This window comes from Nonomuraea sp. NPDC050547 (assembly GCF_044457345.1).
Lineage (GTDB): Bacteria > Actinomycetota > Actinomycetes > Streptosporangiales > Streptosporangiaceae > Nonomuraea.
Genome location: NZ_JBITGW010000004.1, coordinates 186,435 through 212,296, shown reverse-complemented (window position 1 = coordinate 212,296; position 25,862 = coordinate 186,435). Strand labels below are relative to the sequence as shown.

Genomic DNA, 25,862 nt, shown 5'->3' with positions numbered 1-25,862 from the left:
CATCGTTCCCAGGAAAGCCTTGGAGGGTTTCCATGACCCCTCGTCTGCGACTGCTCGCCGTACCCCTGATGCTCGCTCTCGCCGTCACCGCCTGCGGAGGCGGCGGCGGTGAGACCGCGGGCACGGCCTCCTCCGCGAAGCCCGCCGAGAAGGTCAAGCTCACCGTCGGCCTCTTCGGCGACTTCGGCTTCAAGCCGCTCTATGAGGAGTACAAGAAGACGCACCCGAACGTCGAGATCGTCGAGCAGGTCACTCAGTTCAACGACCACCACAACAACCTGGTCAAGCGGCTGGCGACCAACGCGGGCGCGGCCGACATCGAGGCGGTCGAGGTGGGCTACATCAGCACGTTCACCGCGCTGACCGGCAAGTTCCACGACCTCAAGCAGTTCGGGCTGGACAAGCGGCAGGCCGACTACCTCGACTGGAAGTGGCAGCAGGGCATCAGCAAGGACGGCGCGCAGGTGCTGGGCCTCGGCACCGACGTCGGCGGGCTGGCCATGTGCTACCGCAAGGACCTGTTCAAGAAGGCGGGGCTGGCCACCGACCGCGCCGAGGTCGCGGGGCTCTGGCCCACCTGGGAGTCCTACATCGAGACCGGCAAGAAGTTCGCGGCCGCGAACGTGGCGGGGGCCAAGTTCGTGGACTCCCCCGGCGAGATCTTCCGCGCGATGGTCAACCAGGCGCCCGTCGGCTTGTACGACCCCACGGACAAGATCATCGTGGACTCCAACCCCGACGTGAAGAAGGCCTGGGACCTGTCCAACCAGATCTCCCAGAACAACCTGTCGGCCAAGCTGGCCGCCTTCTCCCCGCCGTGGAACACCGGCTTCGCCAAGGGCTCGTTCGCCACGATCATCTGCCCGGCCTGGATGACCGGCTACATCCAGGAGCAGGCCACGAACGCCTCCGGCAAATGGGACATCGCGGCCGTGCCCGGCGGCTCCGGCAACAGCGGCGGCTCCCACCTGATGCTCCCCAAGCAGGGCAAGCACGCCAAGGAGGCGGCCGAACTGATCGACTTCCTCACCTCCAAGGAGAACCAGGCGCGGGTCTTCAAGGAGGAGGGCACCTTCCCCTCGATCCCGGCGCTCTACGACGACCCGTCGATCCAGACGTTCACCAAGCCGTTCTTCGGCGACGCCCCGATCGGCAAGATCTACTCCGACGCCGCCAAGGCACTCAAGCCCCAGCACCTCGGCCCGAAGGAGGCCGACGTGCGCACCGCGATCGGCAACGGACTCGGCCGGGTCGAGCAGGGTAAGCAGTCGCCCGACGAGGCGTGGGCGCAGGTCCTCCAGGACGTCGCGAAGATCAAATGAGCGTCATCTCGCTGAGGGCGCTGTCCAGGAGGCGCAGACGGCACGTCGTTGACATGAAGGTGTCGCCGTATGCGTACGTCGCCCCCTTCTTCCTGCTGTTCTGCGCCTTCGGGCTGTTCCCGCTCCTCTACACCGCGTGGGTGTCACTGCACGAGTGGACACTGCTGTCCGACGTGCACACGTTCGTCGGGCTCGGGAACTTCGGCACGCTGCTCGGTGACGCCTACTTCTGGAACGCCACCTTCAACACGCTGTCCATCGGGGTCATCTCGACGGTGCCGCAGCTGCTGCTGGCCATCTGGCTGGCGCACCTGCTCAACCGGCCGCTGCGGATGCAGACGTTCTTCCGCATCAGCCTGCTGCTGCCGAACGTGACCAGCGTGGTCGCGGTCGTGGTGATCTTCAGCCAGCTGTTCGGACGGGACTTCGGGCTGATCAACTGGGTGCTCGGCTGGTTCGGGGTGGGCACCATCGACTGGGCCGCGGGCACCGCGACGTCGCACATCGCCATCTCGGTCATGATCATGTGGCGGTGGACCGGGTACAACGCGCTGATCTTCCTCGCGGCTATGCAGGCCGTACCCAGGGAGCTGTATGAGGCGGCCACCATCGACGGCGCGTCGAACCTCACGCAGCTGCGCAGGATCACGGTGCCGATGATCCGGCCCACGATCGTCTTCGTGGTCATCGTCTCGACCATCGGGGCGATGCAGATCCTGGCCGAGCCGCTGCTGTTCGGGGGCTCCAGCGTGACGGGCGGTCCCGACCGGCAGTTCCAGACGCTCTCGCTGTTCGTCTACGAGCACGGCTTCACCAAGTTCGACTTCGGGTACGCCTCGGCGGCCTCCTGGATCATGTTCCTCTTCGTGGTCCTGGCGGCCGGGATCAACTACCTGCTCACGCGCCGGATGAAGGGCGGTCTGTGATGCGGCTCCGATACCTGACGCTGATCGCCGTCGCCTTCTTCTCCGCCTTCCCGCTGTACTACAGCGTCGTCGTGGCCTCGCGGCACAACTCGGCGCTGGCCGAGGTGCCGCCACCGCTGCTGCCCGGCGGCAACTTCCTCGCCAACGTCTCGCGCGTCTTCGACACCGTGCCGTTCGCGCTGGCGCTGGCCAACTCGGTGCTGGTGGCGGGGGCGATCTCGGTGGCGGTGATGTTCCTGTCGACGCTGGCCGGCTTCGCCTTCGCCAAGCTGCGCTTCCGCGGCAGGAACGCGATGTTGCTGATCACGGTCGGCACGATGATGGTCCCGGCCCAGCTCGGGATCATCCCGCTCTACATGCTCATGGTGAAGGTCGAGTGGACCGGCACGATGTACGCGCTGATCGTGCCCGCCCTGGTCAACGCCTTCGGGGTGTTCTTCATGACGCAGTTCCTGGAGCGCGCGCTGCCCAACGAACTGCTGGAGGCGGGGCGGGTCGACGGCGCCACCACGTGGGGGCTGTTCTGGCACGTGGTGCTGCCCGTGGCCAGGCCGGCGATGGCGGTGCTCGGGATGCTGACGTTCATGTCGGCCTGGAACGACTACTTCTGGCCGCTGGTCGTGCTGACCCCCGACAACCCCACGGTTCAGGTCGCGCTCTCGACGCTGGCCAGCGGCTACGTCAACGACTACGTGCTCGGCCTGGCGGGGACGGCGATCGGCACGCTGCCGCTCGTCCTGGTCTTCGCCGTGTTCGGCAAGCAGATCATCGGTGGAATCATGCAAGGAGCTGTTAAGGGATGATTTTCCCGGAAAACTTCGTCTGGGGTGCCGCCACGGCCTCTTACCAGATCGAGGGGGCGGCCACAGAGGACGGGCGCGGCCAGTCGATCTGGGACACCTTCTCGAGAACGGCCGGCAAGGTCGTCGGCGGCGACACCGGCGACGTCGCGTGCGACCACTACCATCGCTACGCCGACGACGTGAAGCTGATGCGCGAGCTCAACCTGGCCGCCTACCGCTTCTCCATCGCCTGGCCCCGCGTCCAGCCGACCGGCTCGGGCGCGATCAACCCGGCAGGCCTCGACTTTTACGACAGACTCCTGGATGAGCTACTTAAGGCCGAAATTTCGCCTTACGTGACGCTCTATCACTGGGATCTCCCCCAACCACTCGAAGATCGGGGCGGCTGGGCCACCCGGGACACCGCCTACCGCTTCGCCGAGTACGCGGCAGCCGTACACGCGAGGCTGGGCGACCGCGTCGAGCACTGGGCCACGCTCAACGAGCCCTGGGTCTCGGCGTTCCTCGGCTACGGCAACGGCGTGCACGCCCCCGGCCGCACCGACCCCGCCGCCGCCATGCGCGCCGCCCACCACCTGCTGCTCGGCCACGGCCTGGCCGCCAGGCAACTGCGCGCCGCCGGGGCCCGCAGCATCATGCTGGTGGTCAACGCCGCCCCCGTCCTGACCACGGCCCAGGTGAACGATCCGCAGGCCGAGCCGTCCGAGGCCGACGCGGCGGCCGTACGCAGGATCGACGCGCTGCTCAACCGCCAGTTCCTCGACCCCGCGCTGCGCGGCGCCTACCCCGCGGAGGTGCTCGCGGCCGCCGAGCGCAACGGCGGCACCGCGCACATCCTCGACGGCGACCTGACCCTCATCAACGCCCCGGTGGACCTCGTCGGCGTCAACTACTACAACCCCTGCCTCGTGGCGTCCGCCCCCGGCACCCCCGCCGACCCGGCCTGGCCCGGCTCGGACGACGTGGCCTTCACCTCCGTGGACGCCCCCAGGACCGCGATGGGCTGGCCCGTCGTCCCGTCCGGCCTGTCCAGGCTTCTGGTACGGCTCTCGCGCGACTACCCCCAGGTCGGCCTCATGGTCACGGAGAACGGCGCCGCCTACGAGGACGTCGTGGAAGGAGGCCGGGTCCACGACGCCGACCGCCTCGCCTACCTCGACAGCCACCTCCGAGCCGCCCACGACGCCGTGCGACAGGGCGCCGACCTGCGTGGATACCTGGTGTGGTCGCTGCTGGACAACTTCGAGTGGGCCGAGGGCTACCGCCGCCGCTTCGGCATCGTCCACGTCGACTACGACACCCAGGCGCGTACCCCCAAGGACAGCGCCCTGTGGTACCGCGACGTCATAGCCAGGAACGGACTGTAGATTCCTAGCGTGATGAAACGTCCGACGTTGGAGGCGGTCGCGGCGCGGGCCGGGGTTTCGCGCGCGACCGCCTCGCGGGTCGTCAACGGTCAGACGACCGTGGCGCCGGGGATCCGCGACGCGGTGCTGCGGGCGATCGACGAGCTCGGGTATGTGCCCAACAGCGCGGCCCGCAGCCTCGTCACCCAGCGTACCGACTCGATCGCGCTGGTCGTCTCGGAGCCGCCGACGCGGGTCTTCTCCGAGGATCCGCTGTTCTCCACGGTGATCAGGACGGCCAGCGTCGAGCTGGAGTCGGCCGACAAGCAGGTCGTGCTGATGCTGGCCTCATCGGCCAAGAGCCACGCGCGCGTGGAGCGCTACATCGCGGGCGGGCACGTCGACGGGGTCATGCTCATCTCCATGCACGGCGCCGACCCCCTGCCCGCCGCCGTCTCGCGGCTGCGCGTGCCGGTCGTCTCGTACGGCAGGCCGGCCGTACCGGTGGACATCCCGTTCGTCGACAACGACAACGTGGGCGGCGCCGAGTCGGCGGTGCGCTACCTGCTGGAGACGGGCAGGCGGCGCATCGCGACCATCGCCGGCCCCCTGGACATGATCGCCGGGCAGGACCGCCTGACCGGCTACCGCAACGTGCTGCGCGACTCCGACCGCCGCTCGATCGTGGCGGTGGGCGACTTCACCCGCGAGTCGGGCGCGACGGCGATGCGGCAGTTGCTGCACGACGATCCGGCGCTGGACGCGGTGTTCGTGGCCAACGACCTGATGGCGGTCGGCGCGCTGCAGTCGCTGCGGCAGGCGGGCCGGCGGGTGCCCGATGACGTGGCGGTGGTGGGGTTCGACGACATCGAGGCGGCCAAGTACACCGAGCCGCCCCTGACCACGGTGAAGCATCCGGTCTTCGACCAGGCGGCGGCGATGGTGCGGCTGCTGCTGGCGCTGTTCGAGCACGGTCCGGCCGATCCGGTCATCCTGCCGACCGAGCTGATCATCCGCGAGTCGGCCTAGAACTTAGACGCGGAAGACGCGCATCTGCAGGGCGAGCGTGCGGTAGTAGCCGACCAGCGTGGTCAGCTCGAACAGCACCGGCTCTGCCAGCAGCGTGTACTCCTCCTCGTCCAGGTCGCCCCGGGTGACCAGGGCGCGGGCGATCCGGTGGACGGCCACCTCCTCCTCGTCGTCGAGTGGCGGCTCCTCACCGGCGCGCAGCGACGCCAGCTGCCCTTCGGTGAAGCCGAGGTCGCGGGCCAGGGTTTCGTGCGCCTGGCGTTCGAAGGCGCTGTCGCAGTGGTTGGCGACGACCAGCGTGGCCAGTTCGCGGCAGCGGCCGGTGAGGCGGGAGCCGTAGCGGATGGCGGCGCCGAGCTCCTGCAGCGCGTCGCCGACCGGCGGGCTGAGCAGCATGGCGTTGAACGGGCCGATGAGGGCGCCGTCCGCGTCGGTCACGGAGGCTCCGCGCGGTCCAGAGGTGATCTTGTCGTAGACCGCGCGGGCGTCCGGGTCCAGCCGGTCGGGGCGCGAAGGGGTGAGTCTGGTCACGCGTCCCGATGCTAGATCAGCCAGGCGGTGGTGTCCTGGGGGATGTGGTCGCCGGTCAGCGGGCCGCTGGCCAGCAGGATCTCGCCGGGTGGGAGGGGTACCGGGTCGGGGCCGAGGTTGGTCACGCAGGTCAGGCCGGAGTCGCGGGTGAAGGCCAGGACGTGCGCGCCCATGGGCAGCCAGGTCAGGGTGCCGTCGCCGAGCAGTTCGTGGCGCAGGCGCAGGGCGGCCCGGTAGAGGGACAGCATCGAGCCCGGGTCGCCGGTCTGGGCCTTCGCGGTCAGCGACGCCCAGTCCGCCGGCTGCGGCAGCCAGGTCGGGTGGCCGCCGAAGCCGAACGGGGCCGACTCGCCCGACCACGGCAGCGGGACGCGGCAGCCGTCGCGGCCCCGGTTGGCGCCGCCGGAGCGGGCGTACATGGGGTCCTGGCGGGTGGCGTCCGGCAGGTCCTCGACCTCCGGGAGGCCCAGTTCCTCGCCCTGGTAGACGTAGACGCAGCCGGGCAGGGCCATGGCCAGCAGCGCCGCCGCCCGTGCGCGGCGCGTGCCCAGCTCCGGGTCCGAAGGGGTGCCGTGCAGGGCGCCGCCGTGGGCGAAGGTGGTGTCGGCTCTGCCGTACCTGGTGACGGGGCGGGTGACGTCGTGGTTGGACAGCACCCACGTCGGCGGCGCGCCGATGGGGGTGTGCGTGGCGAGGGTCAGCTCGATGACGCGGCGCAGCTCCGCCGGCTCCCACGGGCAGGACAGGAAGTCGAAGTTGAAGGCCGTGTGCAGCTCGTCCGGACGCAGGTAGCGGGCGAAGCGCTCCTGATCGGGCAGCCACACCTCGCCGATGAGGATGCGGTCGCCGTACTCGTCGGCGATCTCCCGCCAGCGCCGGTAGACGTCGTGGACGGGGTCGAGGTCCTGCCAGCGCTCGGCGTCCTTGAACAGCAGGGCGGCCGAGTCGACGCGGAAGCCGTCCACGCCGCGCTCGAACCAGAAGCGCAGCACGTTCTCGAAGTCGGCGTGCACCTCGGGCGAGTCCCAGTTGAAGTCCGGCTGTTCCGGTGCGAACAGGTGCAGGTACCACTGCCCGTCGGCCACCTGCGTCCACGCCGGGCCGCCGAAGATCGACTGCCAGTCGTTCGGCTCGTCGCGGAACCAGAACCGCTCACGCGTCTCCGGCGCGCTCAGCGCCTCCTTGAACCAGGCGCTCTCGGTGGAGCTGTGGTTGGGCACCACGTCGATGATGACCTTGATGCCCAGCTCGTGGGCGTCGGCGATGAACTTCTCCGCCTCCTCCAGCGTGCCGAAGACCGGCTCGATCCCGCGGTAGTCGGCCACGTCGTAGCCGCCGTCGGCCATCGGCGACGGGTACCAGGGGTTGAGCCAGATCGCGTCCACGCCGAGGTCCTTCAGATACGGCAGCCGCCCCCGCAACCCGGCGAGGTCGCCCACGCCGTCCCCGTTGCCGTCGGCGAAACTACGCAGGTAGACCTGGTAGATCGCGGCCCCCCGCCACCACGCTTGCGACATGTGGTTACCCCTTGATGCTTCCGGCGGTGAGGCCCGCCATGATGTGCCGCTGGAAAAGGAAGAACACGATGACGGTCGGGATGCCGGCGATCACCAGGCCGCCCATGATCGCGTTCTGGGTCACCTGGCCGGCCGTCTGGGACAGGCCCACGGAGACCGTCATCTTGTCGCTGTCGGACAGGACGAGGAACGGGTAGACGAAGTCCCTGAAGACGTTGACCACGGTGAAGATGGAGACGACGCCGAGGATGGGCCGCGAGACGGGCAGCACCACCGACCAGAGCACGCGCGCCGCGCCGGCCCCGTCGATCTCGGCGGCCTCCAGCAGCTCGCGCGGGATCGAGTCGAAGAACCGCTTGAGCAGGAAGATGTTGAACCCGTTGACCGCCGCGGGGAACCAGATGGCCCACGGCGTGTTGAGCAGGCCCAGGTCGACGACGGTGACGTACAGCGGGATGAGCATCACCATCGGCGGGATCATCAGCGTGGCCAGCATCGCGCCGAGGATGAAGCCGCCGAACATCGGCCGCAGCTTCGACAGCGCGAACGCGGCGGTGACGTCGATGACCATGGTGAAGGCCCAGGCGCCGAGCGCGTAGACGCCGGTGTTGCGCAGGAGTGTGCCGATGTCGAACAGCTCCCACGCCTCCAGGAAGGCGTCCAGGCTCGGGTTGGCCGGGAAGAACGTGGGCGGCATCTGGGCGATCTCCTCGCCCGTCTTCATCGCCCCGGTGATCATCCAGTAGAGCGGGAAGACGAAGGCGAGGGTGAAGGTGACCAGCACGGTCACCAGCACGAGCCAGTAGACGCGCCTGCCCCAGCGGGAGCCGAGCTGCAACGGAGAGATGATCGTCCGGGTCATGGGCGGTCCTGGCGGTTCAGCCGCAGCTGCACGGCGGCGAAGGCCAGCAGCACGAGCATGAGCATGAGGCCCAGCGCGCCGCCCGCGCCGTAGTTGCCGCCGTAGACGAAGGCGTACTGGTACATGAGGTAGGCGACGGTGAGCGTGGCGTTCTCCGGTCCGCCGAGCGTGAGCATGAACGGCTCGATGAACACCTGCATCGTGGCGACGATCTGCAGCATCAGCATGAGCAGCAGGATCAGCTTGGTCTGCGGGATCGTGACGTGGCGGATGCGCCGCCAGACTCCGGCGCCGTCGAGCTCGGCCGCCTCGTACAGCTCGCCGGGGATGTTCTGCAGCGCGGCCAGGTAGATGAGCGTGCCGCTGCCCAGGTTCATCCAGGTCGAGACGATCACCAGCGAGATCAACGCGGTGCTGGTGGAGTCGAGCCAGGCCAGCGGAGGGATGCCCACCACGTCCAGGATCTGGTTGAACAGGCCCGGCCCCGGGTCGAAGAACCACCGGAACATCAGCACCGACACGATCGGCGGCAGCATGACCGGCAGATAGACCACGAAGCGCAGGTACGCCCGCGCGTGCCGCAGTTCGTTGAGCACGATCGCGATCGCGAACGGCACCACGTACCCGCACAGCAGCGCCAGGACGGTGAACTCCAGCGTGTTGAGCCACGCCTCGCCGAAGGCCGGGTCGTCGGCCACGGTGCGGAAGTTGTCCAGCCCGACCCAGGTCGGCGCGTCGATCAGGTTGGTCTGCTGGAAGCTCAGGATGAACGTGCGCACCATCGGGTACCACGCGAACACCGCGAAGCACGCCAGCGCCGCGCACAGGAACCCGTAGGCGGTCAGGTTGCGCCGGATCGAACGGCCGAGCCGCGACGGCACGCGTGCCCGCCGCCGCGCCCCGGCATCCGCGATCAGCATCAGCTCTTGGCCAGGACGGCGTTGGCCTTGCTCTCCGCGTCGGTGAGCAGCTTGTCCAGGTCGGCGTCCTTACGGCTGAGCACGGCCGACATGGCCACGTCCAGGATGGCGTAGAGCTCCTGCGCCTTCGGCGGCTCCAGCTTCGGCGGCACCGCTGCCGAACCCTCGACGAAGGGCGAGAAGTTCTCCACCGGCAGCGTGGCGTGCTGCTTCTGCAGGTCGGCGATCTTCTTGCCGGACGGCGAGTCGCCGAACAGCGAGTTGTTGGGCAGGCCGACCGGGTTGCCGATCGTCTTCGCCCGCTCGTAGTCGAAGGCGCCCTGGCCCGGCGTGGTCCAGTAGAAGTCGATCCATCGCAGTCCGGCCTTCGCCTCCTCCGGCGTGGCCTTCGGGTTGATCATGAAGCCTTCACCGCCGCTCAGCGAGGCCTTGGCCTCGGGGAACGGGGCGATGCCGTAGTCGGCGATCTGCCCGCCGAACTTGTTGACCAGGTCGGGCACGACGTCGGGGGCGCCGAGCATCATGCCGGTCTTGCCGCTGCCCATGGCCTGCATCAGCGACTCCCAGCCGACCAGCAGCTTGGTGCCCATGCTGTTGTCGCTCCAGCGCAGGTCCTTGAGGAACTGCAGGACGGCCTTGCCCTCCGGGCTGTTGAAGGCCGCCTGCTTGCCGTCGGGCGTCACCATTTCGCCGCCGCGGCCGTAGATGGCCTGGTTGAAGTGCCAGCCGCCGGTGTTGCCGCCGCTGTACTCGCCGTAGCCGACGTAACCGGCGCCGATCCCGGCGATCTTCTTGGCCGCCTCCCGGACCTCGGCCCAGGTCTTGGGCGGGCTGTTCGGGTCGAGTCCCGCCTGGGTGAACAGTTTGCGGTTGTAGACGAGGCCGACGCTGTAGGTGCTGGTCGGGATGCCGTAGACCTTCCCGCCCGCGCTGTAGGGGGTCATGGTGGCGGGCGAGAGGTCGGCGAAGTTCTTGATCTCACCGGTGAGGCCGGAGATGTCGAGCGCCTGGCCCTTGGCGATCACGTCCTGGGTGTTGGTCACCGGCACCCGGAAGACGGTCTCCACCTGGCCGCCGGCCAGCTTGGGGCCGAACGTCTTGGGGTCGAAGCACGGCTGCTGGTCCGTGCTCACGACCGTCACGTCCGGGTGCGCCTTCTGGAAGGCGGCGACGTCATCGTCCCAGACCTTGCGGTTGCGCGGGTCGCTCTTGGCCGGCTGGCACGCCACCTTGATCGTCACCTTGCCGCCCTCGGTCTTCGAGGCGGGTGTGGACGTGCCACATGCCGTTGGTCCCGCAAGCCCCGCGATGAGGAGCAGTGCCAGGGCTCTGCGATTGCTCTGCATGGATCTGACCCTTCTGGTGCGATCCCTGTGGTGTGGCCCACACGATAGGTTCGCGAACAGAAGGCTGCAATAATTCGACAGATATACGCAAGATAACGATTAGGCGCGGGCGGTCGACGACCTCACCACCAGCTCGGGCTCGAACAGCAATTCGTCGGCGGGCACGGCCGCCTTGCCGATCTGCGCGACCAGCAGGTCGACCGCCGCCCTGCCCATCGCGTCGATCGGCTGGCGAACCGTGGTGAGGGGCGGATCGGTGCAGTTCATGAGCGCGGAGTCGTCGTAGCCAATGACCGAGACGTGCTCGGGCACCGACAGCCCGGCCCGCCTGGCCGCGCGCACGGCCCCCAGCGCCAGCAGGTCGCTGGCGCACACGATGCCGGTCACCTCGCGCCTGACCAGCCTGGCGGCGGCCGCGTGCCCGCCCTCCAGCGAGAACATCGTCTGCTCGACCAGCTCGGGATCGCCCCCGCTCGACAGGAACACGGCCAGCTTGCGCCGCGAGGGCATGTGGTCGGCGGGGCCGAGCACCATGCCGATGCGCTCGTGGCCCAGCGCGCGCAGGTGGGCCAGCGACATCTCGGCGGCCACCGTGTCGTCGCAGGAGACCTGCGGAAACCCCAGGTGCTCGACGGCGGCGTTGACCAGCACGGTGGGCAGCTTGCGCTCCAGGATCAGCTCGTAGTGGCCGTGCGCGGCGTCGGCCTGCGCATACAGGCCACCGGCGAAGACCACGCCGCTGACCTGCTGCTGCAGCAGCAGATCGACGTACTCGGCCTCGGTCACCCCGCCGACCGTCCTGGTGCACAGCACCGGCGTGAACCCCTGCTGCGCCAGCGCCCCGCCGACGACCTCGGCGAAGGCGGGGAAGATCGGGTTCTGCAGCTCGGGCAGGACCAGGCCGACGAGCCTGGCCCGGTCGCCGCGCAACTGGCTCGGCCGCTCGTAGCCGAGGACGTCGAGCGCGGTCAGCACCGCCTCCCGCGTGGCGTCCGACACCCCGGGCTTGCCGTTGAGCACGCGACTGACCGTCGCCTCGCTCACTCCGACCTTCTTGGCCACCTCTGCCAGTCGTCGTGTCATGCGCAAATCATACGACTATTCACGCAAGAATTTACACTGGCTTGCGCTCACTTACGTAGAGGTCGTCCTAGCGGCGGCGGCGCAGCACCAGGAGGTCGGCCGCGGCCACCACGGCCACGAACCCGGCGATCGCCGCCTCCCAGCGCCAGACCTCCTCGCCGGTGCTCATCGCGCGCAACAGGCAGAAGATCGCCAGCGCCGTGCCCACGACCAGCGCGATCACCGACAGGATCCGGCGGGCGCGCACCGGGCTGCGCGCGCTCAGCGGCTCCGTGCCCTCGCGGTTGCGCAACCACATGATCGGCCCCCTCTCAGGCCAGGCACCTCAGTGCCTCCGCGATCCGCGGATCGGTCCGCTCGTCGGGACGGCCCACGGTCGCGTTGACGAACTCCGGGTAGGACAGGGTGGCCTCGTGGCCGTCGGCGTTCACCCAGATGTGGTCGGCCGGCTGCTCGACCTGGATCTTCGCGTCGTGCTCCCCCAGGGCGAAGCGGCCCACCGCGACCCGCCAGAGCGTCCTGCCCTCGACCTCCTCCTCCGTGACGGGCGCGCCGACGTCGTCGGCGTGGGTGGCGTACTCGGAGTCGTAGTGGAAGGCCTGGTCGCCGACGAGGTAGGGGCCGGCGAGCGTGTCGAGCGTCGCGTCCCGGCCGAGGGCGCGCATGCGGGCGCGGGTCTCGCCGTTCTTCTCCCGCCACTCGGCCAGGACCTCCGACAGGGGTACGGCGCGGCGCCGCCGTACACACCACTCGTTGAAGTCGTTGAAGCCGGTGACGCCCTCGCCCGCCAGGCGGGCCATGAGCTGCTGCACGGTGCCGTCGAGGGCGGCGTGGTTGTACAGCTCCTCCCCGGCGAGATGACCGAGCACGTCGCGCACCGACCATCCGGCGCAGCGCGAGGGCCGGTCCCACCCGGCGGCGTCGAGGCCGGAGAAGAACGCGTCCAGGCGCGCCGCCTCGGCGTCGAAGATGTCGAACGGGTCGAAGTCTTTCAGCAGCTCCATACCCTCTTAGCTACCTCGCTGAGGCCGTCGTGAACATGCGAGAGCCCGGCCCCTGCGGGACCGGGCTCTCAGATGGCGCCTAGTGCTCAGTGGTGCCAGCGAACGACACGCACGTAGTCACGACGGCTCTCGGAGCCGTTGAGCTCGTCGCTGCCGTTGAAGACCGCCTTGAACGTGCCGGACTTCCAGGCACGCGACTTGGCGTAGAACTTGCCGCCCCACCCGGTCTTGCCGGAGGCGACCCACTTCCAGGTGCTGTAGCCGTTGGCGCGGTAGTAGATGTTCACCTTCTCGCCGCGAGCACCCTCCCAGCCGTCGTCGTCGGCCTGGAGGCGACCGGTGTAGTGGATGTACTTGCCCTTGCGGACCTTGGACGGGTCGGCGCTGAAGCGCGTGATCCGGCTGTCGGCCTTGCCCGCGTCTTCGACGTCGACGGAGAAGTACGCCTTGTCCTCGGCGACCTTCTTGCCGTCCTTCCACGCCTCCGCGATGGCGCTCCACTTGCCTTCAGGGTCGTTGCTGTCGAACGACACGGCGAAGCGCCAGCTGTGCTGGGTGACGGTCTTCTCGCTGAGAGTGCGGAAGCTGTCGCCCTCGGGCTGGACCTTCACCGTGACCTTGTCAACGTCAGATGAAGCGTTGACCCTGATGAACGCGTCCTCCTCGCCGCCCTTGGGGACGACGACCGGGTTCGGCGAAATGCTCTGGATGTCTACGGATGACGTCTTCTGCTGAGCGGAAGCGGCGCCACCGGTCAGCAGCATCGCGCCGCCGACCATGGCGGAGATGGCGCCTACTGCGATCTTCTTCATGAGGGTGCTAATCCTCTCCCCGTTCTCTGGAGCCGGCTCGGGATAGCCAGCTCCTCTACTACTTTGAGGCACCGGGAGTGGAAAAGGTTGTCTAAAGTTACGAGAAATATTTGATCACGGTCCCGACCAGGGGTAAAGCGCAGAAATCCGTTATGTGCGGCTACAGTCAGGCTCCATGACCGATGTCTACACCCTGGGCGCCGTCATGGGTGTCGTCTCCAGCGGCCGGGTCCGCCACGACAACGAGGCCAGGCTCGACGTGTGCGGCCCGGAGTTCTCCCTGGCCATAGGCCTGTCGCGGCTCGGGCACCGGGTGGCCTTCCTCGGCAAGGTGGGCGCCGACGAACTCGGCGCGCGGGCCCTTTCCGTACTGCGCGGGGAGGGCGTGGACATCGCCGACACGCGCGTCGACGACAGCGCCACAACGGGGCTGCTGCTGAAGGAGTCGCGGGTCGGATACCCCGGCCTGACGTCCTACTACCACGGGGGTTCCGCGGGCACCCGCCTGTCACCGGGCAACGTCCCGATCGACAGGATCGGGGCCGCGCGCCTGCTCCACATCACCGGGACCACCGCGGCGCTCGGCCGCGACTGCCTGGAGGCGGTGCGCATCGCGGTCACCGCCGCGCGCAACGCCGACGCCCTGATCTCCTTCGCCGTCACCTACCGGCCCTCGCTGTGGCCGTCGGTACGCGAGGCGGAGGAGGTCCTGAGCGAGCTGGCCCGCGCCTCCCACCTGCTGTTCGTCGACCAGGACGAGCTCGACCTGGTCAAGCCCGCGCTCACGCCCGAGCGCGAGGTGGTGGTCAGCCGGGGTACGAAGGGTTTCAGCGTGCGCGCCGACCGGATGCGCTACGACGTGCCGCGCACGCAGGTGCCGGTCGTGGACGTGGCCGGGTCGGAGGAGGCGTTCGCGGCCGGTTACATCTCGGCCGCCCTGGACGGGCTCACCCCGCCCGAGCGCCTGGCGCGCGGCAGCATGCTGAGCGCGGCGGCCACGACCGGCGCCAGCGAGTGGCAGACGCTACCGGCCCGCGCCGACCTGCCGCGGTTCGGCGCGGGTACGGCCCAGGCGGGCGCGGGCTGAACGGCCACCCTTACTCGCTTCCGTACCGCTGCCTGAAGCGCTCGACCCTGCCCGCGGTGTCCAGGACCCGGCCGCGGCCGGTGTAGTAGGGGTGGCTGGCGGAGGAGACGTCCACGTCCACCACCGGGTAGACGCGGCCGTCCGTCCACTCGATCGTCTGGGCGCTCGACCTGGTCGATCGGGTGAGGAAGGCGTAATCCGCACTCTTGTCGCGGAAGACGACCGGGCGGTACTCGGGGTGCAGGTTCTTCTTCATGGCCGCCTCAACCATGTGGCAATGGTTTTCATTCCCTGGCTTCGGGGTCGAATCCGAGTACGGTCCTGCCGCCGTCCACCGGGACCGTGGCGCCGTTGACGAACGACGACTCCTCCGACAGCAGGAACGCCACGACGGCGGCGATCTCATCCGCCCTGGCCACCCGGCCCACCGGGTGGAGGCGGGCCATCTCGCGCTCGATCTCCGGGGTGGCCATCTCCTCGTAGCGGCCCGTGGCGACCGAGCCCGGGGCCACGGCGTTGACCCGGATGCCGTGCCTGCCGTACTCGACGGCCAGGGATCTGGTCAGGCCCTCGACGGCGGCTTTGGCTGTGGCATAGGGGAGGGCGCCGGGCACCGCCCTGGTGGCCTGGTGGGAGGTGAGGTTGACGATGGCGCCCGCCGTACCGGATCGGAGGAAGGTCTGGACGGCGACGGCGCAGCCGACGACGGCGAGGTCGAGGTTGGCGGCGATCAGGCGGCGCACGCGCTCGACGGGCGCGTCGTGGAGGGAGGCGTCGCCGAAGACGGCCGCGTTGTTGACCCAGCCGGTCAGCGGGGCCGCCCGGCGGGCCGCCTCGCGCGCCACCTGCTCGTCGGCGGCGTCGCCGAGCACCGGAATCACGCGGTCGTCGTGGCCTTCGGGGGGTTCCCTGTCGATGACGACGACGGTGCCGGGCAGGCGTTCGACGATGGCGCGCCCGATTCCCTTGCTGCCTCCTGTGACGACATAGCCCATAGGTGATGCATATCACCACATAGCGTGATTGCCCGGGGGAAGGGTCTTGGGTGTGATCGTGGAGGATCGGCGTGGGTCTCCTCCGCAGGGGATGCGGATGGTCGCCGCTCTGGCGATCACGCAGACCGCTGGCTTCGGCGTGCTTTATTACGCTTTTTCGGTTTTTATCATGCCGATGTCGCGGGAGCTACGGGCGGGCGTGCCGCAGCTCACCGGGGCACTCACCCTGTCCATCCTGCTGTCCGGGCTGGTGGCGCCGTTGATCGGCGGCTGGCTCGACCGGCGCGGCGGGCGCGGGCTGATGACGCTCGGCTCCGCCCTGGGCGCGGGCGCGCTGCTCGCCTGGTCACAGGTGCAGAACCTCGTTCAGCTCTATCTCGTCTGCGCGGTGCTCGGGGTCGCGTCGGCGATGGTGCTGTACGAGGCGGCCTTCGCGGTGATCGTCGCCTGGTTCGACGCGGCGCGGCGGCCGCGGGCGCTGCTGGCCGTCACGATCGTCGCGGGGTTCGCGTCCAGCATCTTCCTGCCGGTCACGGGCCTGCTCGTCGAGCGGTACGGCTGGCGCGCCGCCCTGGTCGTCCTGGCCGTGGGGTACGGGCTGCTGGCCGTACCCCTGCATTGGCTGACCGTGCGGAGGCGCGCGGCCGAACGCCCGCCGCCCTCGCGCGCGGCGGTCGGCGCGGCCCTGCGCGAACGGCCGTTCTGGCTGCTGGCGCTCGCCTTCCTGGCGCAGACCGGCGCGGTGTCGGTCATGGGCATCCTGCTGGTCACGTACCTGATCGCGCTCGGCCACTCCCCCGTCTTCGCCGCCGCCGTCGCGGGCCTGCTCGGAGTGCTCTCGGTGACCGGCCGCGTGGTCACGACCGGCCTGCAGAGCCGCTTCCGGGTCGCGCCTGTGGCCGCCGCCGTCTTCGCGCTGCAGGGCGGCGCGGCGCTGCTGCTGCCGATCGCCGGCCGCGGCGTGGCCGGGGCGATCGGCGCGGTGGTCCTGTTCGGGCTGGGCTTCGGCGTCGCCACCATCGCCCGCCCCGCGCTCTTGGCCGAGAGGTACGGCACCGCCGCCTACGCCTCCATCAGCGGCGCCCTGGCCCTACCGATCACCGTGGCCAAGGCGGTGGCGCCCCCGATCGCGGCGCTGATGGGCTTCCCCGTGGCCATGATCGCGGTCGCCGCCTGTTGTCTCACCGGGACTGTCGGCCTGATCGCCTACGATCGCCTTGTCTCACGGGGCCTGTCGGCCTGATCGCCGTGGGCGAACGCCCTGACCCTTCCTCCCTCGCCACGTAAGGTAGCCGCATGGATACGCCCCTGGAGGTCCTGCACCGCGTCTTCGGCTACGACTCCTTCCGGCCCGGCCAGCAGGAGATCATCGAGCACGTGGTCGCCGGCGGCGACGCGCTCGTCCTGATGCCGACCGGCGGCGGCAAGTCGCTGTGCTACCAGATCCCCGCCCTGGTCCGCCAGGGCGTGGGGGTGGTGATCTCCCCGCTGATCGCGCTGATGCAGGACCAGGTCGACGCGCTGACCGCGCTGGGCGTCCGCGCCGGCTTCCTCAACTCCACCCAGGACTTCGACGAACGCCAGCGGGTGGAGAACGCCTTCGTGGCCGGCGAGCTCGACCTCCTCTACCTGGCTCCCGAGCGCCTGCGCGTCGACTCGACGCTGCGCCTGCTGGAGAAGGGCGAGGTCGCCCTGTTCGCGATCGACGAGGCCCACTGCGTCTCCCAATGGGGCCACGACTTCCGCCCCGACTACCTCATGCTCTCCGGCCTCCACGAACGCTGGCCCGACATCCCCCGCATCGCCCTCACCGCGACCGCCACCCCGGAGACCCACGCCGAGATCTCGGCCCGCCTCGGCCTGGAGCAGGCCCGGCACTTCGTGGCCAGCTTCGACCGGCCCAACATCCAGTACCGCATCACCGCCAAGAGCGAGCCGAAGCGGCAGCTCCTCGACTTCATCCGCACCGAGCACCCCGACGAGGCCGGCATCGTCTACTGCCTGTCGCGCTCCTCGGCGGAGAAGATCGCCGAGCACCTCTCCGACCACGGCATCGCCGCCATCCCCTACCACGCGGGCCTCGACACCCGCACCCGCGCCCTGCACCAGTCCCGCTTCCTGCGCGAGGAAGGACTGACCGTGGTGGCCACGATCGCGTTCGGCATGGGCATCGACAAACCCGACGTCCGCTTCGTCGCCCACCTGGACCTCCCGAAATCCCTGGAGGGCTACTACCAGGAGACCGGCAGGGCCGGCCGCGACGGCCAGCCCGCGACCGCGTGGATGGCCTACGGCCTGCAGGACGTCGTCCAGCACCGCCGCCTGGCGCTGGAGGGCGACGAGGCCCACCGCCGCCGCCAGGCGCTCCACCTGGACGCCATGCTCGCCCTCTGCGAGACCGTGACCTGCCGCCGCGTCATGCTCCTCGACTACTTCGGCGAAAAAGGCACCGCTCCCTGCGGCAACTGCGACACCTGCCAGACCCCGCCGGAAACCTGGGACGCCACCGTGCCCGCCCAGAAGGTCCTGTCCACAGTGCTGCGGCTGGCCAGGGAACGCGGGCAGAAGTTCGGCGTGGGGCAGGCGGTGGACATCCTGCTGGGCAAGAAGACGGCGAAGGTCGAGCAGTTCGGCCACGACACGCTCACCGTCTTCGGCATCGGCACCGAGCTGACCGGGCCGGAGTGGCACGGAGTCGTCCGCCAGCTCCTCGCCCAGGGCATCCTGGCCGTCGAACCCGCCTACGGAGCCCTGGTGCTGACCGACGAGAGCACGGGGGTGCTGCGCGGCCAGCAGAAGGTCAACCTCCGCCGCGACCTCAAGCCGCGCACCCCGTCGCGCTCGGGCGGCGGCTCGTCGAAGTCCCGCGAGGTGGTGGACCTCACGCCGGAGGCGGCTCCCCGGTTCGAACGCCTGCGTGCGTGGCGTGCCGCCACGGCGAAGGAGACGGGGGTTCCGGCGTACGTCATCTTCCACGACGCGACACTCCGCGAGATCGCCACCCGCAACCCGACGACACTGCCGGAGCTGGGGACCGTCAGCGGGGTGGGCGAAAACAAACTCGCCAAGTTCGGCCCCCAGGTCCTCGAAACCCTCCACTCCTAAGGGCGTGGTCCTCGCGAAGGGCGCTGCGCGCCATGAGGTTCGGGCAGTGACAGCGGGGGCGAGCACCCGCACCCCCGCTGCGTGGTCCTCGCGAAGGGGCGCTGCGCGCCGAGGACTCGGGCAGTGACAGCTGGGGCAAGCCCCCGCACCCCCGGCGAGAGGCCTCCGGCCCCTCGCGCTCCCCGGGTCGTGAGCCGGTCAGCCGGGGTCCATACCCACCCGGCTGAGTTCCTGTTGGCGGGAGCCTGGGTTGCGACCGAGACGGTCTCGGCGTGAGAAGGAGCGGCTCGGCGAGTGGCTCTGAGGTTGCCCCAGGCTCGAAAACGGAGTGTTCCGGGCTGTGTGGTGGGGGCGGCTGGTTAGGGGTGGGGTGGGGTTTGGGTGGTCAGGGTGTGGATTCGGGTGGCGGCTTGGTCGGCTATTTCGTGGCCGGGTGGGCGGGTTACCAGGTCGCTCAGGGCGAACATGTCCAGGACCCAGCCCAGATACTCCCAATCGTGCGGGTGGTGGCCGCCGAAGGCTTCGCGGAAGGCGTCCACGAAGTCCTCGGGGTAGTCGGCTCCGAAGCGGGTCATGTTGGCGGCGTCGCCGTACGGGCAGCCTGAGTAGGCGAACTCCCAGTCCAGGATGGCGGCCACCTGCCAGGTGCCGTCTCGTCGGGTGACCAGGATGTTCTTGGGGTTGATGTCGGCGTGGACCAGGAAGGGCTGGGTGTCGATCTCGCTCAGGGCCGGGGCGTGGGTGGTGCAGAGGGACAGCCAGGCTTCTCGGGTGGCGGGGTCCAGGCGGTGGCCCGCTGCGGCCATGCAGGTGGCGGCCATCTCCGGGAGTTGGGATGACCATGGGGGTTCTGGGGGGATGGACAGGGCCGCGTCGGCGAAGAAGCCTGGGCGGTCGAAGGTGACGGTGGCGATTCTCGCTACCACTTGGCCTACCTCTTGGCCCAGTTCCTTCATGCCCGGTTCGGTGAAGGCCTTGGTCAGGGGGATGCCGGGGACGTATTCCAGGATCATGGCTTCTGGCAGCAGGTGGAGGACCTCTGGGACGGGGACGTGGTCGCGGGCCACCGCCATCACCGCCGCTTCGATCGCCGGGTCGGGGCCGCCCAGCCGTACCACCACCTGACCGTCGGGGAGCTCCAGGAGGCACGTCTCGTGTGAGAAGCCGCCTGCCAGCGTTGACACCGATGTCACCGGGCTGCCGAGAGTCTCGGAGATGAGGCGGAGGTCTTCTGGGCGCATCGGGCCAGTATTCAGGTTCAGCGATCCGGGCGGACTTGAGCCTCATGACCTCATGGTCGTGCGGCTTGAGCCTTCATGACCTCACGGTCGTGCGGGTTGAGGCTTCGTAACCTCACGGTCGTGCGGGTTGAGGCTTCGTGACCTCACGGTCGTGCGGCTTGAGGCCTTTGACGTCACGGCCGTACGGGGGTCAGCGGCGGGAGGTGAGTTTGACGGTCGGGCGGGTCCGGTTGCCTCGGGTTTCGAAGGTCAGGGAGGTTCTGCCCGTGACCACCGAGATGTCGTCGCTGCCGCCGTTTCTGGCGAGGACGCGGACGTTGACCGGTGTACCGCGGCCGGGCTCCACGCGGAAGAGCTGCGATCTGCCCCGGCCGATGTCGCGGCAACCGCCGCCCAGGTTGTCGGTCACGCAGACCGTGGCGGTGAAGGACGCCTTGTTGGTGACCTTGACCGTGACCTTTTGGAGGGCGGCGGCGTTCGCGGCGGGGGCCATGCCGATGGCCGCGGCGGCACCGGCGATGACGGTGGCGAAGGCGAGCTTTCTTGCGAACATGTCGTACTCCTGTTCGTCATTTCCGTCTGTGACGAAGAGCAGTACGGGCTCGCCTCCCCACCCGGTTCAACGGGACGCCGGATTCAGCTGTAGGTGTCGGCGAGGAAGGTCTTCCAGGTTCGCTCGGTCTCCTTGGCGTCGTCGGCGCCGAACAGGTGGACGGCCATGTCCACGCCGCCGCCCATGCCCTCGCCCAGGCCGTGGAAGCGGTAGAAGGCGTCGGCGGTCCGTACGCCGAACATGAAGCCCTTGTCCCCCGAGATGACCACGTAGTCCACGACGCCTTCGGCTCCGTCGGGCGTCAGCCGTACCCGGTCGCCTTCCTCGGGGGCGGCGGGGAGGTCGAGTGCGGCGCTGAACCTGGGCCAGAGGTCCTTCTGGCCCTTGGGGCCCTCGGCCAGCGCGTAGACGGCGGTGCGGCCGGGGAAGTGGAGGAGGTACTGGGCGAGGGTGTGGAAGTACTGGTCCCAGCCGGTGTTGAGGCTGGAGAAGAACTCCTCGCCCCAGCCTTCGCCGGCGTGGCCGGAGTGGGTGAAGCGCAGGACCGTGGTGTCGCCGTCGCGGCCTTCGATCAGGTATTCGTAGGCCTGGAAGGTGCCGTCCTCGCCCTCGGCGCTCTTCACGGCCAGGCGGTGGGGCGGGTCCCAGCCGGTGATCGTGGATTCTTCGGTGACGCCGGGCACGTCGAGGCGCATGACGCCGCCCACTCCCGGTTCGATGGCGAAGGGGAACAGCCACGAGCTCAGCCCGGGTCCGGTGGCTATGGCGTCCCAGACCTGCTCGGGGGTCGCCCGCAGTTCGGTGTCCTTCTGGATGGAGAAGTCCTTACCCATGCCCTTGCTCCTTGACGACGGGGTGGACGGCGATCAGCAGCCGGTGATCGCGTCCTTCTTCGGTGTGATATTTGCTGATGAGGACGGCGACCGAGGTGGCCAGTTCCTCGGCGAACGCCGCACGCTCGGCGGCGGAGGCGAAGCGGACCTCGCCGTCGATCGCGAACGTGGCGAGCCGCTTCTTGGCCTTGGCCGCGCCGGTGATCAGCTCGCCGAGTTCGCGGACGAGCCGGGCGCCGAGCGCGAGGAGCCAGCGGGCCGACAGCTGGTCGGGCGCGCGGGCGGGATCGGGTTGTACGGCGCCGAGCGCGCTGGGCGAGATCACGTACGACGCGGCGGAGGCCCGCATGACGCGTTCGGTGAAGTTGCCCTTCTTGCGCTCCTCGACGAGTTCGACGAGGCCGTGCTTCTCGAGTGTCTTGAGGTGGTAGTTGACTTTCTGCCGGGCGAGGCCGACCTTCGCGGCCAGCGTGGTGGCCGATCCGGGTTCGGCGAGAGCGGCCAGCAGCCGGGTGCGCATCGGATCGAGTGACGCCTCGGCCGCGGCCGGATCTTCGATCACCGCGATGTCGTGCATGCCTCCAGGCTGCCCTTGAAAAATAAAACTGTCAAGCCGACCTGCCGAGGAACGCCAACAACCGATCGGAAGAACGCGCAGGTGAGGCGGGCCGTACCGGAGCATGGAAGCGGTGCGGCCGGTCATCGTCGTCCACGAACCCCAGCGCGAGATCGAGCAGTGCGGCGGCCAGCGGCTCCGGCACGGGACGGACGTCACCGCAGGCGGCGGCGACGTCCCAGCCGTGGACGGCCACCTCGATCGCGCCGACCCCCGCCACCACCTCGCGCGCCAGCCACGCGTCCCCGACGGCGACCTGCGAGCAGCGGGACACCTCCGGCCAGGCGGCGAGCAGGCGGCACGCCCTGCGGCGCAGCATCCCGGCCGGATCGCCCTCGCAGCCGGTGGGCCGGAGCGCGACGTGGCCGAGGTCGCCCGCCTCGGCGAGCGCGAGCAGGGAGTCGTTCATGTGGTCGAGCAGCGCGCGCAGATCCCATCGCGCGCAGGGCGTCCGGTTGCCCAGCAGCTCGGGTCTGACCAGGACCAGGCTGCCGAGGGTGTAGCTGACGGCTCGTTCGAGCAGGACGGCGCTCACACAGGGATAGACCCGGCCCCGCCGGGGAAATCATCGCCTCCGGCCGGCCACCCGAACACGGCGAACGGCTCCGCGCGCCCGATCGCGGCCAGCGCGGCGGCCGGGTAGTCCACGGTGTCGGCGGGCAGCCCGGCCAGCGGATGCCAGCCGATGGCCGAGCACTTGTGCGGCTCGGCGTTGTACGGCTCGCCGGCCCACTCCAGGGCGGCGAAGAACAGCCCGACCCGGTCGGGCGAGCGGTGCATCACGTGGACGAACCGCAGCGCGGCGGCCGCGATCACCACGCCGACCTCCTCGCGCGCCTCCCTGATCGCGCCCTCCACGACCGTCTCGCCCGGCTCCAGGTGCCCGCTGGGCAGGTGCCATTGGCCGTCGCGGTAGCCGGTGCCGGCCCGCCGGATCAGCAGCACCTCCTCCGGCGCACGCAGGAGCAGGACGTGCACGTCCACGATGGCGCGGAATCGATCCACGAGGCTAGGGGAGGACCCGGTCCACGAAGGCGGTGACCTCCCGCAGGACCTCGTCCCTGTTGGTCTCGTTGAACACCTCGTGCCGGGCGCCCGGGTAGACGCGCTCGCTGAAGTGGGCGCCCTTGATCGCCTCGACGCCGCCCCGGCTGCCGCTGAGCGGGACGAGCTGGTCGTCCTCGCCGTGGATCCACAACGTGGGCAGGTCGCCGAGCGAGCCGCCACCGGCGATCTGGCCGAGGGTGCGGGCGAAGGCCTGCAACGTGGGGCGTTTGAACGGGCCGTGCCAGACGAGCGGATCCTCGGCGTACGCGGCGCCGACCGCCGGGTCACGCGAGAGCGTGGCGGGGTCGATCGGGATGTCGGGCAGGTCGTCCATGGCGAGCAGGACGCCGATGACGTCCCAGGAGCCGATCACCGGGCCGGACAGCACGAGCCCGGCCAGGTCGGCGCCGTAGCGCTGGGCGTAGCGGGCGGCGATCATGCCGCCCATCGAGTGGCCGACGACCACGACGGGCAGCCACGGGTGGTCGGCCCTGGCGCGTTCTTCCAGCTGGTGTACGTCGGTGACGACCTCTTCGAAGTCGTGGATCAGGACGCGTTCGCCCGACGAACGGCCGTGTCCCATGTGGTCGACGGCATAGCAGGCGGCGCCGTGCCGTACCAGGTGGGCGGCCACGTGTTCGTAGCGGCCGGAATGCTCGCCGTACCCGTGGACGAGGAGGGCGACGTAGCGCGGCGAGGGGTGGGGCCAGTGGCGGGCGGCGAGGGGCCCGCGCGTGCCGGTGAAGGTGATCTCCTGCGCCTCTGACATGCGACCTCCACCGTAGTTGCGGTGATCGTATTCCTTCCCGGGGACTCAGACCAGGGACTCCTCCACGAACAGCCGCTCCAGATCCAGCAGGTACGCCTCGATGGCCAGCGGCGACAGCAATCCGGTGTCGGCGTAGAGCGAGACCTCCATGCGGTCAGGCTCCCCGGCGACCCGCAGGTGGAAGTCGCAGATGTTGCGGTCCATGGCATCGGTCCAGGCCAGGTCGGTCTTGTCCATGGCCAGCCGGATCTGCCGCGCGTCCAGCTCGGGAGCCTGGTCGCGCCGGCCCGGCCGCCGGTCGTCGAACCGGCCGAACGTCCTGACCCGTCCGGCGAGCGCCTCTTCCATCGTGTAAGGGTTGAACTCCGCCCGGCGATCCGCCCGCGAGACCGCCTGCCGGCCCCGCGCCAGCAGTTCGCCGAAGTCGGGGGTGCCGAGGTCCAGGACGACCAGCCCTTCCTGGGCGAGCGTGGACACCACGTCCCGCCGTCCGCGGTCGGAGCGGTTGTCGACGTTGACCCGCATGCCGCAGGTGCGCTGCCCGGTCAGCCGACCCGCCAGGCTCACGGCTCCGGTCAGCAGCGCCGTCGAGGAGGCGACCCGTCGTCGCGCCGCCACCGTCCGCACCGCCGCGGCCAGCGCGGGCGAGGACATGGTCGCCTCCATGTACCGGGGCCGCTTGGGCGTGGCGGTCAGCTCGAACGGGTCGATGCGCGCGTACTGCTCCAGCCACCACGCGACCACCTCGTCGGAGTGCCCGCGCCCGTCGCCCGAGACCTGCCACGCGGCCAGGTCCCGCGGCCGGTCGGCCTGGTGCGGCGGCGGTTCCCCGCGCCCGAGCAGCACGCGGAAGTCGCGCACCACCAGGTCGGCGGCGGGCCCGTCCACGGAGAGGGGGCAGAGCACCAGCACGACCTGGCGCACGTACCCGTCGGCGACCAGGAACGCCGCCCGCAGCGGCCACTCGTTCCAGTAGTCGAACGGCGCCGCCGACAGCCGCTCGGACACCCGGTGCGGCCGCTCCCCCTCCACCACCTCGACCTGCGGCGCCGCGGACTCCGCGAGCGCCTGCCGCGGGGTCGCGCGCGGGCCGGTGAGCCGGGTGCGCAGCGCCTCGTGGCGGATGATCAGCCGGTCGAGGGCGTGGCGCGCCTGCTCCGGCGTGACCGGGTGCTGGAGGGCGAAGAGGCGGGCGAGGTTCAGGTACTGCTCCTGCGGCTCGGCCGCGACGACCGCGCGCCAGACGTCCTGCTGTCCCCAGGTGAGCGGCGCCTCCATCATGAACCGCTACCTAAGCATCGTCTTCCACGTCGATCTCGACGTAGTCGAAGTCGTCGCCGACCGCGCGGCGGAGTTGGCGGTGGACCTTGTTCTGGTCGTCCTGCGGGCTCGGGACGTAGAACGGGCGCCCGTCCCGGCCGAACGTGATCGCCGAGGGCCCCTCCAGGTCGCCCAGATGCCCCTTGACCTGCTCGAAATCCTCGAACGACGAGAAGCCCAGGCCGCTCGCGTACTCCTCGGAGCCGTAGACGATCTGCCTGGCCAGCTCGATCGGGGCTTCCTGGTAGCCGGAGTAGTCGCTGAAGAAGAAGTCGCGGAACTGGCGCATGCCGCGCTCGTCCATGATCTCGGGGCCGTGGGTGACCTTGACCCCCAGGCAGTACACATCGGCCAGATACCCACAGATCGACACCCGGTTGTAGCCGTGGCGGCGCGCGACCAGCACGCTGACCAGGCCGCCGGTGCCGGGCTCGCCCGCCGCCGCGTCCGTCCAGCCGCGGTCGGGGGCGACCGACAGGCCGGTGCTCCAGCCCGTGCTCACCCAGCTGCCGACCAGCTCGGGCGTGGCACCGCCGGCGGTCTCGGCGGCGATCTCCCGCACCAGGGGGGCGACGATGGACGGCTTGACGCCGAGCGCCCTGGCGATCTCCTTGGGCGACTGCCCGGTCGCCCGCAGCTCCCGGACCCGCTCCTTCAGCTCTCCACTCACGACAGGCCACACTAGCCCCATAAGGGCGCTTTTCTGTTACGGCCCAGCCGCCCCCATCCCGCCCGCCATACTCCGGCCGGCCCCCATCCAGGAAACGGTCGTCCAGCTCACACCACCCCGCCGCG

Annotated in this window: 28 protein-coding genes; 8 read left to right on the top strand and 20 right to left on the bottom strand. The window is 69.8% G+C overall.

Annotated elements, in window-relative coordinates:
• Positions 1–32 precede the first annotated feature (32 nt).
• Genes ACIBHY_RS11745 through ACIBHY_RS11725 form a run of 5 tightly spaced genes read left to right on the top strand, consistent with a single transcriptional unit; the run spans position 33 to position 5,426 of the window.
• Positions 33–1,322, top strand: coding sequence for an extracellular solute-binding protein (locus tag ACIBHY_RS11745; protein ID WP_397306667.1), 1,290 nt, complete (start codon positions 33–35; stop codon positions 1,320–1,322).
• Positions 1,319–2,248, top strand: a complete 930-nt coding sequence (locus tag ACIBHY_RS11740) for a carbohydrate ABC transporter permease (RefSeq protein WP_397252452.1) — start codon at positions 1,319–1,321, stop codon at positions 2,246–2,248. Before ACIBHY_RS11745 ends, ACIBHY_RS11740 begins: the two co-directional genes overlap by 4 nt.
• Positions 2,248–3,051: a carbohydrate ABC transporter permease gene (locus tag ACIBHY_RS11735; RefSeq protein WP_397252561.1), complete on the top strand. Its 804-nt coding sequence runs from the start codon at positions 2,248–2,250 to the stop codon at positions 3,049–3,051. The genes ACIBHY_RS11740 and ACIBHY_RS11735 overlap by 1 nt, the downstream gene beginning before the upstream one ends.
• The gene (locus ACIBHY_RS11730) at positions 3,048–4,418 is read left to right on the top strand and encodes a GH1 family beta-glucosidase (RefSeq protein ID WP_397306666.1); all 1,371 of its coding nucleotides are present in this window, start codon (positions 3,048–3,050) and stop codon (positions 4,416–4,418) included. The genes ACIBHY_RS11735 and ACIBHY_RS11730 overlap by 4 nt, the downstream gene beginning before the upstream one ends.
• A 12-nt stretch (positions 4,419–4,430) precedes the next feature.
• Positions 4,431–5,426 carry a LacI family DNA-binding transcriptional regulator gene (locus ACIBHY_RS11725; RefSeq protein ID WP_397252560.1) on the top strand — a complete coding sequence of 332 codons (996 nt, stop codon included), beginning with the start codon at positions 4,431–4,433 and terminating at the stop codon, positions 5,424–5,426.
• 3 nt (positions 5,427–5,429) lie between these two features.
• Here the strand turns inward: ACIBHY_RS11725 and ACIBHY_RS11720 are convergent, their stop codons facing one another.
• From ACIBHY_RS11720 to ACIBHY_RS11680, 9 genes are all read right to left on the bottom strand, one after another.
• A complete protein-coding gene (locus ACIBHY_RS11720; protein WP_397252450.1) occupies positions 5,430–5,957 on the bottom strand; it encodes a carboxymuconolactone decarboxylase family protein in 528 nt (175 codons plus the stop codon).
• 11 nt (positions 5,958–5,968) lie between these two features.
• A complete protein-coding gene (locus ACIBHY_RS11715) occupies positions 5,969–7,474 on the bottom strand; it encodes a glycoside hydrolase family 13 protein (protein WP_397306665.1) in 1,506 nt (501 codons plus the stop codon).
• Between the two features lie 4 nt (positions 7,475–7,478).
• Positions 7,479–8,336 carry a carbohydrate ABC transporter permease gene (locus ACIBHY_RS11710; protein WP_397306664.1) on the bottom strand — a complete coding sequence of 286 codons (858 nt, stop codon included), beginning with the start codon at positions 8,334–8,336 and terminating at the stop codon, positions 7,479–7,481.
• Entirely contained in the window at positions 8,333–9,256 is a 924-nt protein-coding gene (locus ACIBHY_RS11705) for a carbohydrate ABC transporter permease (RefSeq protein ID WP_397252447.1), read from the bottom strand. Before ACIBHY_RS11705 ends, ACIBHY_RS11710 begins: the two co-directional genes overlap by 4 nt.
• The gene (locus tag ACIBHY_RS11700) at positions 9,256–10,602 is read right to left on the bottom strand and encodes an ABC transporter substrate-binding protein (RefSeq protein WP_397306663.1); all 1,347 of its coding nucleotides are present in this window, start codon (positions 10,600–10,602) and stop codon (positions 9,256–9,258) included. Before ACIBHY_RS11700 ends, ACIBHY_RS11705 begins: the two co-directional genes overlap by 1 nt.
• Before the next feature lie 99 nt (positions 10,603–10,701).
• Complete coding sequence (locus ACIBHY_RS11695) at positions 10,702–11,685, bottom strand: LacI family DNA-binding transcriptional regulator (RefSeq protein ID WP_379608998.1); 984 nt, start codon at positions 11,683–11,685, stop codon at positions 10,702–10,704.
• Positions 11,686–11,752: 67 nt separating this feature from the next.
• A complete protein-coding gene (locus ACIBHY_RS11690) occupies positions 11,753–11,983 on the bottom strand; it encodes a DUF6343 family protein (protein ID WP_397252444.1) in 231 nt (76 codons plus the stop codon).
• A gap of 13 nt (positions 11,984–11,996) precedes the next feature.
• Entirely contained in the window at positions 11,997–12,689 is a 693-nt protein-coding gene (locus ACIBHY_RS11685) for a maleylpyruvate isomerase family mycothiol-dependent enzyme (RefSeq protein ID WP_397306662.1), read from the bottom strand.
• 86 nt (positions 12,690–12,775) lie between these two features.
• The gene (locus ACIBHY_RS11680) at positions 12,776–13,501 is read right to left on the bottom strand and encodes a hypothetical protein (protein WP_397252442.1); all 726 of its coding nucleotides are present in this window, start codon (positions 13,499–13,501) and stop codon (positions 12,776–12,778) included.
• 175 nt (positions 13,502–13,676) lie between these two features.
• Between ACIBHY_RS11680 and ACIBHY_RS11675 the strand changes: the two genes are divergently transcribed.
• Positions 13,677–14,588, top strand: coding sequence for a sugar kinase (locus ACIBHY_RS11675; protein WP_397252441.1), 912 nt, complete (start codon positions 13,677–13,679; stop codon positions 14,586–14,588).
• A gap of 10 nt (positions 14,589–14,598) precedes the next feature.
• Here ACIBHY_RS11675 and ACIBHY_RS11670 read toward each other — a convergent pair whose 3' ends face one another.
• Both ACIBHY_RS11670 and ACIBHY_RS11665 read right to left on the bottom strand, forming a co-directional pair.
• Complete coding sequence (locus ACIBHY_RS11670) at positions 14,599–14,844, bottom strand: type B 50S ribosomal protein L31 (protein ID WP_397252440.1); 246 nt, start codon at positions 14,842–14,844, stop codon at positions 14,599–14,601.
• Positions 14,845–14,872: 28 nt separating this feature from the next.
• A complete protein-coding gene (locus ACIBHY_RS11665) occupies positions 14,873–15,583 on the bottom strand; it encodes an SDR family NAD(P)-dependent oxidoreductase (protein ID WP_397306661.1) in 711 nt (236 codons plus the stop codon).
• Positions 15,584–15,674: 91 nt separating this feature from the next.
• On the opposite strand from ACIBHY_RS11665, the gene ACIBHY_RS11660 reads away from it, so the two are divergent.
• Both ACIBHY_RS11660 and recQ read left to right on the top strand, forming a co-directional pair.
• A complete protein-coding gene (locus ACIBHY_RS11660; RefSeq protein ID WP_397306815.1) occupies positions 15,675–16,826 on the top strand; it encodes an MFS transporter in 1,152 nt (383 codons plus the stop codon).
• Positions 16,827–16,879: 53 nt separating this feature from the next.
• Positions 16,880–18,688, top strand: coding sequence for a DNA helicase RecQ (recQ, locus tag ACIBHY_RS11655; RefSeq protein ID WP_397252438.1), 1,809 nt, complete (start codon positions 16,880–16,882; stop codon positions 18,686–18,688).
• A gap of 359 nt (positions 18,689–19,047) precedes the next feature.
• On the opposite strand, the gene ACIBHY_RS11650 is transcribed toward recQ, so the two are convergent.
• The 9 genes from ACIBHY_RS11650 to ACIBHY_RS11610 all read right to left on the bottom strand — a co-directional run bounded on the left by ACIBHY_RS11650 (position 19,048) and on the right by ACIBHY_RS11610 (position 25,737).
• Positions 19,048–19,872, bottom strand: coding sequence for a phosphotransferase (locus tag ACIBHY_RS11650; RefSeq protein WP_397306660.1), 825 nt, complete (start codon positions 19,870–19,872; stop codon positions 19,048–19,050).
• Between the two features lie 247 nt (positions 19,873–20,119).
• Positions 20,120–20,482, bottom strand: coding sequence for a hypothetical protein (locus ACIBHY_RS11645; protein ID WP_397252436.1), 363 nt, complete (start codon positions 20,480–20,482; stop codon positions 20,120–20,122).
• An 83-nt stretch (positions 20,483–20,565) separates the two neighbouring features.
• Positions 20,566–21,315, bottom strand: coding sequence for an SRPBCC domain-containing protein (locus tag ACIBHY_RS11640; protein WP_397306659.1), 750 nt, complete (start codon positions 21,313–21,315; stop codon positions 20,566–20,568).
• On the bottom strand, positions 21,308–21,892 hold the full coding sequence (locus tag ACIBHY_RS11635) for an ArsR/SmtB family transcription factor (RefSeq protein WP_397252434.1): 585 nt from the start codon (positions 21,890–21,892) through the stop codon (positions 21,308–21,310). Before ACIBHY_RS11635 ends, ACIBHY_RS11640 begins: the two co-directional genes overlap by 8 nt.
• Before the next feature lie 31 nt (positions 21,893–21,923).
• On the bottom strand, positions 21,924–22,466 hold the full coding sequence (locus tag ACIBHY_RS11630) for a maleylpyruvate isomerase family mycothiol-dependent enzyme (protein ID WP_397252433.1): 543 nt from the start codon (positions 22,464–22,466) through the stop codon (positions 21,924–21,926).
• Positions 22,463–22,936 (bottom strand): NUDIX domain-containing protein, encoded by a 474-nt coding sequence (locus ACIBHY_RS11625; RefSeq protein WP_397252432.1) that lies wholly within the window; start codon positions 22,934–22,936, stop codon positions 22,463–22,465. The genes ACIBHY_RS11630 and ACIBHY_RS11625 overlap by 4 nt, the downstream gene beginning before the upstream one ends.
• A 4-nt stretch (positions 22,937–22,940) precedes the next feature.
• Positions 22,941–23,747, bottom strand: a complete 807-nt coding sequence (locus tag ACIBHY_RS11620; protein ID WP_397252431.1) for a lysophospholipase — start codon at positions 23,745–23,747, stop codon at positions 22,941–22,943.
• Between the two features lie 45 nt (positions 23,748–23,792).
• Positions 23,793–25,028, bottom strand: a complete 1,236-nt coding sequence (locus ACIBHY_RS11615; RefSeq protein ID WP_397306658.1) for a condensation domain-containing protein — start codon at positions 25,026–25,028, stop codon at positions 23,793–23,795.
• A gap of 10 nt (positions 25,029–25,038) precedes the next feature.
• On the bottom strand, positions 25,039–25,737 hold the full coding sequence (locus tag ACIBHY_RS11610) for a helix-turn-helix domain-containing protein (RefSeq protein ID WP_397306657.1): 699 nt from the start codon (positions 25,735–25,737) through the stop codon (positions 25,039–25,041).
• Between the last annotated feature and the right edge of the window lie 125 nt (positions 25,738–25,862).

Coding starts and splice junctions, on each gene's coding strand:
- ACIBHY_RS11745 (WP_397306667.1), top strand. CDS start 33: ATGACCCCTCGTCTGCGACTGCTCGCCGTACCCCTGATGCTCGCTCTC.
- ACIBHY_RS11740 (WP_397252452.1), top strand. CDS start 1,319: ATGAGCGTCATCTCGCTGAGGGCGCTGTCCAGGAGGCGCAGACGGCAC.
- ACIBHY_RS11735 (WP_397252561.1), top strand. CDS start 2,248: ATGCGGCTCCGATACCTGACGCTGATCGCCGTCGCCTTCTTCTCCGCC.
- ACIBHY_RS11730 (WP_397306666.1), top strand. CDS start 3,048: ATGATTTTCCCGGAAAACTTCGTCTGGGGTGCCGCCACGGCCTCTTAC.
- ACIBHY_RS11725 (WP_397252560.1), top strand. CDS start 4,431: ATGAAACGTCCGACGTTGGAGGCGGTCGCGGCGCGGGCCGGGGTTTCG.
- ACIBHY_RS11715 (WP_397306665.1), bottom strand. CDS start 7,474: ATGTCGCAAGCGTGGTGGCGGGGGGCCGCGATCTACCAGGTCTACCTG.
- ACIBHY_RS11710 (WP_397306664.1), bottom strand. CDS start 8,336: ATGACCCGGACGATCATCTCTCCGTTGCAGCTCGGCTCCCGCTGGGGC.
- ACIBHY_RS11705 (WP_397252447.1), bottom strand. CDS start 9,256: ATGCTGATCGCGGATGCCGGGGCGCGGCGGCGGGCACGCGTGCCGTCG.
- ACIBHY_RS11700 (WP_397306663.1), bottom strand. CDS start 10,602: ATGCAGAGCAATCGCAGAGCCCTGGCACTGCTCCTCATCGCGGGGCTT.
- ACIBHY_RS11695 (WP_379608998.1), bottom strand. CDS start 11,685: ATGACACGACGACTGGCAGAGGTGGCCAAGAAGGTCGGAGTGAGCGAG.
- ACIBHY_RS11690 (WP_397252444.1), bottom strand. CDS start 11,983: ATGTGGTTGCGCAACCGCGAGGGCACGGAGCCGCTGAGCGCGCGCAGC.
- ACIBHY_RS11685 (WP_397306662.1), bottom strand. CDS start 12,689: ATGGAGCTGCTGAAAGACTTCGACCCGTTCGACATCTTCGACGCCGAG.
- ACIBHY_RS11680 (WP_397252442.1), bottom strand. CDS start 13,501: ATGAAGAAGATCGCAGTAGGCGCCATCTCCGCCATGGTCGGCGGCGCG.
- ACIBHY_RS11675 (WP_397252441.1), top strand. CDS start 13,677: ATGACCGATGTCTACACCCTGGGCGCCGTCATGGGTGTCGTCTCCAGC.
- ACIBHY_RS11670 (WP_397252440.1), bottom strand. CDS start 14,844: ATGAAGAAGAACCTGCACCCCGAGTACCGCCCGGTCGTCTTCCGCGAC.
- ACIBHY_RS11665 (WP_397306661.1), bottom strand. CDS start 15,583: ATGGGCTATGTCGTCACAGGAGGCAGCAAGGGAATCGGGCGCGCCATC.
- ACIBHY_RS11660 (WP_397306815.1), top strand. CDS start 15,675: ATGCGGATGGTCGCCGCTCTGGCGATCACGCAGACCGCTGGCTTCGGC.
- recQ (WP_397252438.1), top strand. CDS start 16,880: ATGGATACGCCCCTGGAGGTCCTGCACCGCGTCTTCGGCTACGACTCC.
- ACIBHY_RS11645 (WP_397252436.1), bottom strand. CDS start 20,482: ATGTTCGCAAGAAAGCTCGCCTTCGCCACCGTCATCGCCGGTGCCGCC.
- ACIBHY_RS11640 (WP_397306659.1), bottom strand. CDS start 21,315: ATGGGTAAGGACTTCTCCATCCAGAAGGACACCGAACTGCGGGCGACC.
- ACIBHY_RS11635 (WP_397252434.1), bottom strand. CDS start 21,892: ATGCACGACATCGCGGTGATCGAAGATCCGGCCGCGGCCGAGGCGTCA.
- ACIBHY_RS11620 (WP_397252431.1), bottom strand. CDS start 23,747: ATGTCAGAGGCGCAGGAGATCACCTTCACCGGCACGCGCGGGCCCCTC.
- ACIBHY_RS11615 (WP_397306658.1), bottom strand. CDS start 25,028: ATGATGGAGGCGCCGCTCACCTGGGGACAGCAGGACGTCTGGCGCGCG.